The organism is Microcoleus sp. Pol7_A1, assembly GCF_036701085.1.
GTDB classification, from domain to species: Bacteria; Cyanobacteriota; Cyanobacteriia; order Cyanobacteriales; family Microcoleaceae; genus Microcoleus; species Microcoleus asticus.
Map to the genome: position 1 here is coordinate 119,588 of NZ_JAUBQD010000011.1, position 12,539 is coordinate 132,126.

At 46.7% G+C, this 12,539-nt stretch carries 9 protein-coding genes; 5 read left to right on the forward strand and 4 right to left on the reverse strand.

Features of this window, described 5'->3' with window-relative positions; genetic code table 11:
* Positions 1-186: 186 nt before the first annotated feature.
* Positions 187-4,140 carry a DUF4347 domain-containing protein gene (locus QUA20_RS09440; RefSeq protein ID WP_333188045.1) on the reverse strand — a complete coding sequence of 1,318 codons (3,954 nt, stop codon included), beginning with the start codon at positions 4,138-4,140 and terminating at the stop codon, positions 187-189.
* A gap of 285 nt (positions 4,141-4,425) precedes the next feature.
* Between QUA20_RS09440 and QUA20_RS09445 the strand changes: the two genes are divergently transcribed.
* Complete coding sequence (locus QUA20_RS09445) at positions 4,426-4,806, forward strand: DUF4915 domain-containing protein (protein WP_333188048.1); 381 nt, start codon at positions 4,426-4,428, stop codon at positions 4,804-4,806.
* Positions 4,807-5,025: 219 nt separating this feature from the next.
* Positions 5,026-5,727 carry a DevA family ABC transporter ATP-binding protein gene (locus QUA20_RS09450; protein ID WP_445304656.1) on the forward strand — a complete coding sequence of 234 codons (702 nt, stop codon included), beginning with the start codon at positions 5,026-5,028 and terminating at the stop codon, positions 5,725-5,727.
* A 116-nt stretch (positions 5,728-5,843) separates the two neighbouring features.
* Here the strand turns inward: QUA20_RS09450 and QUA20_RS09455 are convergent, their stop codons facing one another.
* The 3 genes from QUA20_RS09455 to QUA20_RS09465 form a co-directional block, all read right to left on the reverse strand.
* Positions 5,844-6,902: a glycoside hydrolase family 104 protein gene (locus QUA20_RS09455; RefSeq protein ID WP_333188051.1), complete on the reverse strand. Its 1,059-nt coding sequence runs from the start codon at positions 6,900-6,902 to the stop codon at positions 5,844-5,846.
* Between the two features lie 102 nt (positions 6,903-7,004).
* Positions 7,005-8,270 carry a glycosyltransferase family 1 protein gene (locus QUA20_RS09460; RefSeq protein WP_333188053.1) on the reverse strand — a complete coding sequence of 422 codons (1,266 nt, stop codon included), beginning with the start codon at positions 8,268-8,270 and terminating at the stop codon, positions 7,005-7,007.
* A 562-nt stretch (positions 8,271-8,832) separates the two neighbouring features.
* Positions 8,833-9,750, reverse strand: coding sequence for a YihY/virulence factor BrkB family protein (locus QUA20_RS09465; protein ID WP_333188055.1), 918 nt, complete (start codon positions 9,748-9,750; stop codon positions 8,833-8,835).
* Positions 9,751-9,864: 114 nt separating this feature from the next.
* Here QUA20_RS09465 and QUA20_RS09470 point away from each other — a divergent pair, with 114 nt between their 5' ends.
* The 3 genes from QUA20_RS09470 to QUA20_RS09480 all read left to right on the forward strand — a co-directional run bounded on the left by QUA20_RS09470 (position 9,865) and on the right by QUA20_RS09480 (position 12,412).
* Entirely contained in the window at positions 9,865-10,950 is a 1,086-nt protein-coding gene (locus QUA20_RS09470) for a hypothetical protein (protein ID WP_333188058.1), read from the forward strand.
* Positions 10,951-11,202: 252 nt separating this feature from the next.
* The gene (locus tag QUA20_RS09475; RefSeq protein ID WP_333188061.1) at positions 11,203-12,096 is read left to right on the forward strand and encodes a CNNM domain-containing protein; all 894 of its coding nucleotides are present in this window, start codon (positions 11,203-11,205) and stop codon (positions 12,094-12,096) included.
* Between the two features lie 118 nt (positions 12,097-12,214).
* A complete protein-coding gene (locus QUA20_RS09480) occupies positions 12,215-12,412 on the forward strand; it encodes a hypothetical protein (RefSeq protein WP_006633633.1) in 198 nt (65 codons plus the stop codon).
* Positions 12,413-12,539: the final 127 nt, after the last annotated feature.

Sequence of the window (12,539 nt, forward strand, 5' to 3'; positions counted from 1 at the left end):
GTTTGCCGATATTTGAAGATTCGCACTCACTACAATTCTAACACCTAACTCCTCCCCTGTCAAGAGGTTTTTAATAATTGTTCCCTGATTATTTTGAGTGATTGCTAACTGGCCAAAGCTCAAACCTCCGGTTAGTGCGATCGCCTCCCTGTGATGGCCTAGCCTATAGTTTCTTCCCCAGCAATCTTACAAGAAAGAGCCACTCTTAAAAGCAGTTGGATTCACATTATAAACCAATCCCAAGTAGTCATTCCCCGATTTGATCGCCGTTGCAGTTAGAGGCATCACCCCATCTAAGATGACATTAACCGACTCAAAGGTTAGTTGACTGAAAGTGGCACCAATCAACTTGATTTTATCGTCGGAAGTGAAGTCAGTAATCACATCAGCTTGAGATGGGTTAGTAGCCGTATATTGTAATACAAAGGTATCATTGCCCAAGCCACCGGTGAGTACATCGAAACCTTTATCTGCCCATAACTCATCATTCCCATTCCCACCAATCAAGACATCATTTCCCTTCCCGCCGTGTAAGAGATCATTATCATTGCCACCAGTGAGAGTATCATTGTCATTATTTCCACTCAAGAAGTCATCACCATTACCACCAGACAATTGATCCGATTCTTTACCCCCAAACAAGTTATCGTTCCCATTACCACCATCAATGGTATCAGCACCTTGGTTGCCATAGATGGTGTCATTCTCGTCACTTCCCGTCAAGTTATCATTACCTGATAACGCGAATATCGGTTTGCCAAAGGCTGATTGTGGGATACTGGTATCATCTTCGTCAGTCAGTAGATAGTTGCCATTTACTTCTTGATTTTGTGGCAAATTAGTTGGTTCACCGCGATCGATATTACCGACGGGTGGTGTATTAATTGCGATCGTTATGGGTGTCGGTGTCGGCGTTTTCGTTGGTGTTGGTGTCGGTGTTTCTGTTGGTGTTGTCGGTGTTTCTGTGGGAGTTGGTGTCACCGTTGGTGTCGGTGTTACCGGTGGAATTGGAATTGGGGTTGGTTTGGGAACCGGCACCGCAATATTAACGTTAAAAGTCCCTAAACTACCAGCAACATTGAAATTGCCAAGACTATCTTTAACTTGACTTTCTTGCAACTTAACAGTATAAGTTCCATTGTCAGTATTATCCCAACTTTCCCCAGGCGGAATAAACGAATAATTGGCTGTCCGAGGCGTACCATTACTATTAGTATCGACACTGACAAATTTTGCAGGAATGTCACCGCCAGACCAATTTATCAAAATATCAGAACTGTCCAAACTTGAAACATCGACAGCATTATTATCGCTGAAAGTAACTGTCAAACTTTGACTGGTTCCTCCGGCTGTCGTAATATCAGCAACAGGACTTATGGTGACGATGGGAGCAACCCCATCGACTAATACACCTGTGGTGCTACCGACGCTATTTAAAGTTAGGATCGCGTTGGCATTGGTGGCATTTTGAATGGTAGCATCCGTGGGTAAAGTTAAGGCCGTACCAACTGTGATGCCGTCGGTATCTAGGTTGCCAGAAGCAACAGTATAGCGGAAGGTATGGGTGGTGGCAGAGGCTCCTGTACCGTTGAGGGTAGCGTTGACAGTGCCACCAGTATCTAGGGTAATCGGTAAGTTGGCACCGCCAGTGATGGTTACCGGTTCGTTGAAGGTAACGGTAAAGTCCAGGTTTTGTCCAACTCCATAGGTGCTATTGGTGGGTGCGCTGACACTGGTGATGGCGGGTGCGGGGGCGGGGTTGACGGTAATATTGGCGGTTTCGTTGGCGGTGCTGAAAACGCTTGATGTACCGTTGGCAGTTAAGTCTGCTGTTACGTCTGCTGTGCCTCCGTTAGTGCCGGTGATTTGGTCCCAAGCTTTGAAGGTAATGGCGTTATTAACTGTGCCATTGTAACTGGCATTGGGGACAAACCGGATTTTGGTGTTGGCATCACTGGCCAGAAGTAAGGCTTTTGTGGCACTAACTCTGGAGATCACAGTGCGGTCGGGGGCATTTTGCCAGAGGGCATTTTGCCAGGGGGCATCTATCCAGGTAGTGCCGTCGGTGGTGTATTGCCAAGTGCCGTTAGTTGTGTCTAAGTTGGTGATCGCGATGCCTTGTTTGGCATCGGTGTCACTGTCGGTGATTTTTGTTCCCCCCAGATTCGCGATAATTGTGCTAATTGGTGTGCCGGTACTGGTGCTGTCTCCTTGGTTGATGGCGGTGAGGGCGGGGGTGCCGCTGTTATCTAATACGGGGGAGTGGTTGACGTTGACGTTGACGGTGACGGTGATGGGAGTGCTGACACCGCTACTGTCTTTGGCGGTGTAGGTGAAGGTGTCTACGCCGTTGAAGTTGGCGTTGGGGGTGTAAAGGATGTTTCTTTTCGGGTCGATCGCGATCGCACCGACCATACCCGGAGCATCCAGATCTAGGTTAAAGGTAGTATCAGCAGCCCCAGTCGTCGGGTTTAACTTCGCAATATGGTTGCGAGTTTGACCGCCGATGGTGTTGAAGTAGCCACCAACTATGAGGTTGCCACTGCTATCAATAGCGATCGCATTGATTCGAGCAGAATTCATAAACCCGCCGGAAGTGTTCGGCTTTGGGTTAAAGGTAGTATCAGCAACCGCAGTCGTCGGGTCTAACTTCACAATGCTCTTTTGCCCGGCCTCCGAGAACCAGCTACCGACATAAGGGTTGCCACTGCTATCGATGGCGATCGCATAGACATAACCATGCACATTACTGAAATAACCATCCGCATTTGCGTTAAAGGTAGTATCAGCAGCCCCAGTCGTCGGGTCTAACTTCGCAACTACATTGCGAGTTTGGCCGCCGATGGTGTTGAAGTCGCCACTGACTATGAGGTTGCCACTGCTATCGATGGCGATCGCATGGACATAACCACTCGCATTTGGGTTAAAGGTAGTATCAGCAGCCCCAGTCGTCGGGTTTAACTTCGCAATGTAATTGCGAGTTTGGTCGCCGATGGTGTTGAAGTCGCCACCGACTATGAGGTTGCCACTGCTATCGATGGCGATCGCAGAGACATGATTCCCATACCTATCATAAGGTGTCCCCGGAGCTGGCCTATTTTGGTTCGCATTCGGGTTAAAGGTAGTATCAGCAGCCCCAGTCGTCGGGTTTAACTTCGCAATGTTGTTGCGAGTTTGGCCGCCGATGCTGGTGAAGTTGCCACCAACTATGAGGTTGCCACTGCTATCAATGGCGATCGCAGAGACACGATAACCATTCGGATTTGGGTTAAAGGTAGTATCAGCAACCCCAGTCGTCGGGTTTAACTTCGCAATGTATCCGCGACTACCGACATAGAGGTTGCCACTGCTATCGAGAGCGATCACATTGACCTCACTATACGTATACCCATTTGGGTTAAAGGCAGTATCAACAGCCCCGTCAGAGTTTAACTTGATAAGGCCGGTGCGAGGCAGGTCGCGGATACGGTAGCCGCCAGCGACATAGATCGAATCACCAATAGTCGCGGTGCCGTGGGCAGGGCCGGTGACGATACTATCAACACTGAGTCTGCCGGTTCCCGTATCGTTCGCTAAAACATCGATCGCGGTGGAAGTAGGGGTAGCACTAAAATTGATGCTTTTGCTATCTGCGGTGCCAGTGAGTCCGGCTAAAGTGTAGTTATAATTGGCAAAATTCAGGGGTTGGGTTTCAATTTCCCCAACTTTCACTTCTAGCTCCACGTCGCCGCCAAAGGCCGCAGAACCCGTTATGTTATTAGAAGCTGCTACATCTGCGCCTGTTATTTCGCTGAGATGCTTGACAAAATTGAGGCCAGTTTCTCCTGCGGCGACATTGCATCCATAAAATAGGATATCGCCGTTTTCAGTTAGGGCATTTCCCCACTGTTTTATCTGACTGCTGCAATTTTCTAGGTTGTTCCCATTAAGTATGTCAGCACCGAGTTTTAAACTACCTTCGCTACCGTGGGAAAGGATGTGCACGGCTGCAAGATCTTTTTGATCTGCCAAGGCTTGAGTAATTTGTGCGATCGCGCTCGAATTTTCATTTAAAAGGACAATTTCAGCGGAATTGACATTTTGAATCAGGCTTTGATAATCTTGTACAGAGGAGTCAACGAAAATGATTTCCTTGTTCATGCTAATCACCTTATTGGTTTTTGTTAATTCTAGGACTTAGGCATTCAGCGCAATTACCAACAAGAGATGAGGCTTTTGGTGATACCAAAAGCCGAGAACAACGAAATCTCGGATTAGTGCGTAAGTTCTAACTCATTCACGGCAAAACTTTTTGCTTACCGGATGATAATTTTATCCAATCTTTCACAACTTTTGCCGACTCAGTAAATAATTATCCTATACTGCTATTCAAGCATTTACTACAAAATCAATAGTGATTTGTTTACTTAAATTAATGAAATTTAAATGATCTTAAAAGATTTTGTAAATATTAATCCATTGGTGTTCAACAATGACGATCGCACCGGAGGGAAAGGGAGCGGTTGGCGGCTGGGTGCGGTGATTAATTCTCGGATTTTCTCAATGCGAGCAAAACATAGGTGCTCAGCCAGAAACCAACAGAATCTAGGCTGTTTGGCGAATCTTCGATCGCACAATGGGGCTTTACTGTACGAACCCCTCTATTTAAGCTCAAAATATCAACTTTGGCTAGACAATGTGCTAGCTGCGGGTGGGGAACATCCAGGTTACGATCGCCTATATATTCCAAGAATCGGCTATACTACAGGAGATATCGACATTCACGATATCGCAGTAGATAAAAATAACCAAATCATTACTCTATGACGTGCAAATAATTCCCGCAGCGCAAAAACCAATGGCTTTAGGTTTTCCAACGGAAGAAATTGCTCAGTTAGTTACGTTGGAATTTTTACTGCAGATGGCATAGTTGGGAATTTTTACCGCAGATGGTAGCGGATATACGCAGATTAACGCAGATAAATGTTGATTGAGGACTTTAGTCATCACTACCAACCTCACTTTTAACTTAGGAAATCCACTAATATCAGCACGACAACTAACAAATTACCGATTTCTGATCCGGTAATTTCTCTGCACCAACTAGACCACTACTTCGGTCTAGGTCAACTGCGAAAACAGGTACTTTTTGACATTAATCTCGAAATTAATGCAGGTAAAATAGTGCTGATGACGGGGCCTTCCGGTTCTGGAAAAACTACGCTTTTGACTTTGATTGGCGGGCTGAGATCCGGTCAATCGGGAAGTCTCAAGATTCTCGGTCAAGAAATGTGCAAAGCGAGTGCAGACCAATTGGTAAAGGCGCGGCGCAAAATAGGCTATATTTTTCAGGCGCACAACTTGCACCGCAGTTTGACGGCGCTGCAAAACGTGCAGATGGGTTTGGAAGTTCATGGCAATTTGTCGCGTTCCCAAATGCGCGATCGCTCTGCAAAAATGCTAGAGTTAGTAGGACTGGAACAGCGGATTAACTATTATCCAGATGACTTGTCGGGAGGACAGAAACAAAGAGTTGCGATCGCCCGCGCTTTGGTAAGTCAACCGCAAATTGTTTTGGCTGACGAACCGACAGCCGCGCTGGACAGCAAATCCGGTCGCGAAGTGGTGAATTTGATGCAGCAACTAGCCAAAGAACAGGGCTGTACTATTTTGTTAGTAACCCACGATAACCGAATTTTGGATATTGCCGATCGCATCCTTCACATGGAAGATGGAAAATTAGCCTAATTTTTAAATTTCTGAAGAATAGACATCACCCATAACGGCCCCATTTTCAATTTTGGATGTCAAAATTTAATCCAAAATTCCCAAACTCGAATCTCCACTCGTCCTTGAACAGTTGACTAATTGCTAACAACCAATCCTTGCCGGTAAATCCCCAAATTTTGCAGGTACATTGCTTCGAGTGTGGGCATAGAGGATTCTACAGAACCGCCATAACGGCGAAAAGAAGGCCAGATGTAAGCGAGTTTTCTCACTGCTGACTCCAATCGACCCGCTTCTATATCTTCTAATGCACCTTTTTCTCGGATTAACTCTATAGCCATCAAATCTTGATTTTCTGGGCTGAAATCGCGGACGCCAAATTTTTTGGCAAATCTGTCCCAAGTTGTGCTCAGAAACTGATATCGCCCCGCTGCGTCGGAACAGAGTTTTTTGCCGTAGCGGCGGCCGCACCTCATTTCCCTGGGATGATCTTGAAAGCTGACAAATTTCGTGCCGGTGTACTGGGTGCGGTAGCCGTCGGGGCTAGCGGTTCCTTCGGCGGTGGCAATCGTGTCGAGAAAGGCTTTCACTCGACGTTCGGGACCGATGCTATCGAGTCTTTTATCCTGTATGGGCTCTGGTGAATTCAGAGTTGTGGTTTCGGGCGATCGATCGCGCTCAATGTTATCCTCTCCTTTGTCTGGTGAATCGATCGCCGCAACTTCCGGCAGGCGTTTCGAGGCGGGCGAGCTTTCTGGCGAGACCGATTGTGCCCACAGCAGCCTCGGCGTCATTCGACCTAAGAAAAAGCACAAACAGATTAACAAAGTCCAAGAAATTCTAAAACGGAGGCGTTTGGACAGTTGCCTGCGCTGCCGCATCGGCCACCCGTGCAGGGGGATGGCTGCGGGCAAGATTCCCGTTTGCTGGCCGAAGGCGAACAGCGATTTCAGCGCTAGCAAAGTTTGCTTGTAGAAACCGGGTGGAAGTTTTCGAGATCTCATTGCTGCAGCGAAAGTCTCGACATCAGTCAGAGTCACTTCTGCCAGCGGTTTTGCTACAAACAGCCGAAAACGGTTGGCCGCCTGCGAGCTAAAGCGCTTGCTGCGGGGGGATTTGCGCTCCACCCACAGGCGAATTAGCTCGATGTCTGAAATGGGTTGCAGATGGCTTCCCAGATGTTCTGGCGCGTACAATAGTACCTCCTGATATCACTTATAGTTGAAGGTTCCCAGTTAGAACGGATGAGTGCAACAGGGATCGAGGGAAACTGGCTTCAACTATACTAAGTGATACTACTAAGCGCTCACGGGGTCAAGCTCAAGGGCCGATTGTTCGAGCAGTTGAGTGTAAAGTTGACTGAGTTGGGAGGCGATACCGTCCCAACTGAAATAGGTTTCGACGCGCTGGCGGCCTCTGTGTCCGAGTTGCTGGCGCCATACTGAGTCAACTAACAAGCGATCGATCGCATCGGCAAAGGCTGCTTCATTTTTCGGCGGCGCCAGCAAACCTGTTTCTTGCGGCACTACAGTATATTTCAGCCCTCCCACGTCGGAGGCGATTACGGGCGTGCCGCAGGCCATCGCTTCAAGGGCCACTAAACCGAAGGGTTCGTAGTGGCTGGGAATGACGCACACATCGGCGGCGGCGTAGTAGGCGGGGAGAAGTTCTCGGCTCAAGGCGCCGGGAAAAATGGTAATGTCGCTAATACCGAGTTCTTCAACGATGCTGCCGATACGATCGCGCTCTTTGCCGTCGCTTTCCCCCGCACGCCACCGGCCGCCAATTACGAGTTTTAAATCGGCTTTGGACACGGCCGACAGACTGACGGCGCGGACTAAGGTTTCGATGCCCGATCGGGGGTCGAAACTGCCGACGTACAACACGACTTTGGTTTCGGGGGCTATTCCCAACTCGCGGCGGGCGGTCGATCGGGCGATCGAGCCGAACCTTTCAATGTCGGTGCCGCAGGAAATGATGTCAATATTGCCTTTTGAGGAAATCAGAGACCTCATGTGTTCTTTTTCTTGGGGACTGGTAGCCACCACGCGATCGGCTGTTTCCAGAAGTGTTTTTTCTACTTGCAGCCTCGTTTTGGCAATCCTGGGAATTGTCGAAACCGACTTGTATTTAACTGCTGCCAAAGAATGGTAAGTGTGAACTAGCAGCAGGGGTTGCGATTTTTTCAACTCCATCCCCACCCAAGAAGACAGCCAGTAATTTGTGTGAACTAAGGGATATTCAAAGCCTGACTCTAACTGAAACTTCTGAAATTCTTGAACAAAGATTGGTAAATATTCATAAATTTCGTCGCGAGGAATAAATTCTTGCGGCCCTGCTACTAGCCGAATTGTCCGGCAATTGGGACTGTGCTGTACAATGCTTGCTTGTTGCCGATCGGATGAGCGGGTGAACATATCAACTTGCCACCCCTGTTTAGCCAGAGCTTCCCCTACTTGACGCACGTAAACATTTTGCCCGCCCGCTTCTTCTTTGCCAATTTCCACAGAGGGATCGCCGTGTACGGAGATGAGAGCGATGCGTTTTTTAGTAAATGAAATCATGATTGTTTACCAAAAATTACAAATATTTCAGGAGAAGATTGAAAGTGTAATTTTGGCTGCGGCGCCGGGACTCGCATCTTCTAGCTCATTTTTATTAAAGTCAAAATTCGGGAGCGATCAATCATCCTTCAGGGATAAGTTGTAGGGGAAAATTGAAAGACGAGTTCCTTCTGCTGGCAGAGACGTGCAGCAGCTCAAACTCTAGATAATCTAAATATAAATGAACGAGGGTGAAGGGAATAATTTTCCGTATTCTGCCCGGTGTCAAACTCGCACCTCCTAGCAATATCTAACTAGAGCCTGCTTTCAGCTTGCTGCTAGAGATGCGAGGTCAGCCGACGGTAGAATTTTACGCCTCTGGATAAATAAGTAGGGCTTTTGAGAAAGCAGAAGTCGGTCGTCCCGAAGACTCAATGTTACAGGGCAAGCGAAAAAAAAAGCAAAATTATTGCATTCAAAATTTTTCTTTCCTTCCGCCTTCTGCCTTTTTCCCTCTTCCTTCTGCCTTCTTCTGTCAAACTAGGAGTGCGAGTTTAACCTCAAATTTCCCGTTTGTCTAATGTTAAGATTTCTTCCGCTGTTTGCGCGCTACTGATTCCCCGTTTTCGCTGTTGAGGATATTGTTTCGCGAACCTGGCATTCTGGAGCCGTATCGGTTAGCCCAAACTTGGGTAAACTCGGCACCTAAGAAGAGAATTTGAGCGGAATAATTAATCCAAAGCAGGATAATCACGAACGATCCCGCAGCACCGTAGGTAGAGGCGATACCGCTACCTCCGAGGTAAACTCCAATTATGGATTTGCCGATCGTAAACAGCACTGAGGTGATGGCGGCACCGATCCAAACATCATTCCAGGCAAGATTGACATCGGGCAAAAGTTTGTAAATTAAGGCAAAAAGCAGCGTAACTACGCCAAAGGAGAGAGCAAAGTCCACAATCTGCCAAATGTTGATTGGTAATTGCAGCCAGCCGTTCAACCAATAGCTAACCGCTGCTAAAACTGCGCTAATTACTAAAGATACTAGCAGGAGAAATCCTATGCCTAAAATCATCGCAAAAGACAATACGCGGTCTTGCAAAAATCCCCAGATTCCGCGTCCTGGAGGAGGTGAAACATTCCAAATAGTATTGAGGGCTTCTTTAAGATTAGTAAACACGTTGGAAGCACCCCACAAAAGTGTAGCGATGCCGACTAGAGTAGCAATCATTCCCGACTTTGGTTCGGAGGCTTTGAGGATTAGTTCTTGGACGGTTTGGGCACCATCTTTGCCGATTAAACTTTGGAGTTGGGCGACGATTTGACCTTGGGCTGCGTCTGGACCAAAGACTAAACCGGCGATCGCAATTACGATAATTAGCAGCGGGGCGAGGGAGAAGACTGTGTAATAGGCTAGGGCCGCGGCTAGGGTTGGCGCTTTATCTTCTTGCCATTCAGTAAAAGTTTGTTTGAGCAGCGATATGACTGTTTTTAAGTTCACGGCATTTGGTTTCCTTATACTTGTTGTCCACCAAGGGATTATAATAGGTTAAGAGTTTTTTAGCGTCGGCCACAAGATAGATTTATCGATTAGCAAACTGGGAAAATTACTTTTATGTCAGATTCCAACACAACTGTTAACAGCACCGATGTAAAGTTGTCCAAAAAAGCAATTTCTTGGGCAAAACTGAGCGCATTAGTAGCGGCGGTCAATTTTTTGCTGGTAATTTTCCATTTCAGTTACCTGCAGTTGCGCCCTGTTTATCAGAGCTATTTTCCGGGTTTAGTTAAAATTTATGACCCGATTAAAGGCATTGATTCGAGTTTGCCAAATCCCGAATATTTGAAAAGCGCTGACCAGTTTTGGCGAATTGATGCGTTGTTTATCGGTTTTTTTGGGGCGGAGTTTTTGATTAAAAGTCTGTTCCACACCCGCCGCAAGCCGGGGGTAACTTGGTTTGATTTTGTGCTGAGGCGCTGGTACGAGGTGTTTCTGGTGCTCCCGATTTGGCAGGGGTGGCGGATTCTGCCGGTATTGGTGCGACTGCACAAGTCGGGTTTGGTGAATCTCGATCGCGTATTTACTCAAATTACCTACGAACCGGTGGCTTATTTAGCCAATACGATGTCGGAATACATGATGGTGCGGTTTATCAATCAAGCTAAAAGTTCGATAAAACAGGGCGACGCGGCGCAGATGTTGCTGGCGCAGCAGCCGTACCTTCACGTCAATCAGGAAAATACGATCGAACAAATTACCAAACGGATCTTGGATCTGACAATTTACAAAGTTTTGCCGCAGGTGCAACCGGATTTGGAAGAATTGCTGCACCACAATTTGGAAACAACAATCAAACAGTCGGATTTCTATCAAATCCTGCAAACTTTCTCTCCGATTAATATTTTGCCTACTGAGATGACGGAACAGCTAGCGAATTATTTGGCTCAAACTGCTGTGGATGTGGTAGCTACTACTTATGAAGACGATAAAGGTCGAAAAATTCTCGATAATTTCAGCCAAGAATTTAATCAAAGTTTGCGGCGGGAATTGCAAGATGAAAAAACTCTCGGTGAATTGCAATCGCTGCTGTCGGATTTGTTAGAAGAAGTGAAGTTGAATTACATTCAAGGCGGGTTGAAGTCCGATCCGGTGCAGACTTTTACGGAAATTAACTCGCTCCGGGGAGTAAGGGAGAGTTGATACAGCAATGAGTTCCGGTGTTGTGAATTAGATTTTTTTTAAACGAACCGATGAAACTCGCGTTAGCCCTATTATTGCGAAGGAGGATAAGAGAAGAGAAAGAGTTCACAAGTTCTATGGGTAAGGTGCGCCTAGGCGCACCTACGAATAAGGGTAGTGGGGATATCCGAAATGTGGGGGGATAAACCTATCTGAATCCCAAGCTAAAATAAAAGAATTAACCTAAAACCTCTATCATATTAGATATCTATCTTGAACAACCTTACTTGCCTGGAAATAGAAGTCGCTCAAACAACGCTGAGATTAGCAATGTTGGTGGGCTTAACACTTTTAATCGCCTTTTTTGTGGCGTCAGAACTAGCATTAGTATCAGCCGATCGCCATCAAATCCGCCAACTTGCCCAGTTGGACGATCGCCCAACCGCTAAAACCGCCGAACTCGTCCACCAAGCTCAGAACAACATACCGCATTATTTGTCTGTGACTCAAACTGGCACAACAGCAGGGAGTTTGCTGTTGGGTTGGTTAGGTGAGGGAGCGACTGTACACTGGATCGAACCGTGGATCGACAAATTGCCGATCGGTCATTTGCCGGCCGTGCTGACTGCTCATTCGATCGCAGTTCCCGCAGCATTTATCTTAGTAACTTACGTAGAAATAGTATTAGGAGAACTAATCCCCAAAGTATTAGCAACCCACGCCCCAGAACGAACCGTTTTGCTGCTGATGCCGGCCCTCGAACTCTGCTCAAAATTACTGTGGCCGCTGCTAGCAATTCTCAACGGTACCGTGCGGCTGCTGACCGGTTGGATTACCAGTAAAGAGTCTCAACCCCTGCTGTTACCTTCCGAGGCAACTATCCTTCAAAAAGATGCTCATTCTGCACTAATTTCTGGCGTATGGGAAGTGACAGCAGTTAACGAAAAACTCGGGTTAAACCTGCCGACAAACCAAGCTTACCAAACAATCGCCGGATTCGTGATCCACACTTTGGGTAAAATGCCAAATGAAGGCGATCGGCTATTGTGGGGCGAGTTGGAAATAGAAGCAGAAAATGTAGTAGAAGGCAGTTTAGAAACAGTGTTACTGCGTCAGGTAACTCGTCCTTTGTTTGAGACTCAGCAGCCAGAAATTGTGTTAAATTGATCCTAAATCAGGCTTAAATACTTCCTCGATCTATGTGTGTGAGGTTGTAATTAGTCGCTCAGTGCGACAATGTACCAGAAATCTGCAAATTGCATAAAGCACAGTTTATGAGGTGGATATGCTAAAAACACTTTGGGCTACTGTTCGACAAGGGAAAATTGAACTGCTGGAGTTATCAGAATTACCCGAAGGGGCAAAAGTATTAGTAACAGTTTTACCTGATGAAGAAGCTGAGTTTTGGCTTCAAGCCAGTCAAACATCACTAGATACAGTTTGGGATAATACTGAGGATGATGTCTATGCCCAGCTCCTCTAAAAATGACATAATTTTAGTTAGATATCCCTTTTCAGACTTGTCTAGTTCTAAGGAATGAAAATTTAATAACATTAGCGTCTGCTAAATAGTCGGAACTGCACGATAATTCCATTTTGGTAGATATTCA

Excerpts from the sequence above, each read along its gene's own strand:
- QUA20_RS09440 (WP_333188045.1), bottom strand. The coding sequence starts at position 4,140 with ATGAACAAGGAAATCATTTTCGTTGACTCCTCTGTACAAGATTATCAA.
- QUA20_RS09445 (WP_333188048.1), top strand. The coding sequence starts at position 4,426 with ATGATCTTAAAAGATTTTGTAAATATTAATCCATTGGTGTTCAACAAT.
- QUA20_RS09460 (WP_333188053.1), bottom strand. The coding sequence starts at position 8,270 with ATGATTTCATTTACTAAAAAACGCATCGCTCTCATCTCCGTACACGGC.
- QUA20_RS09470 (WP_333188058.1), top strand. The coding sequence starts at position 9,865 with ATGTCAGATTCCAACACAACTGTTAACAGCACCGATGTAAAGTTGTCC.
- QUA20_RS09480 (WP_006633633.1), top strand. The coding sequence starts at position 12,215 with ATGCTAAAAACACTTTGGGCTACTGTTCGACAAGGGAAAATTGAACTG.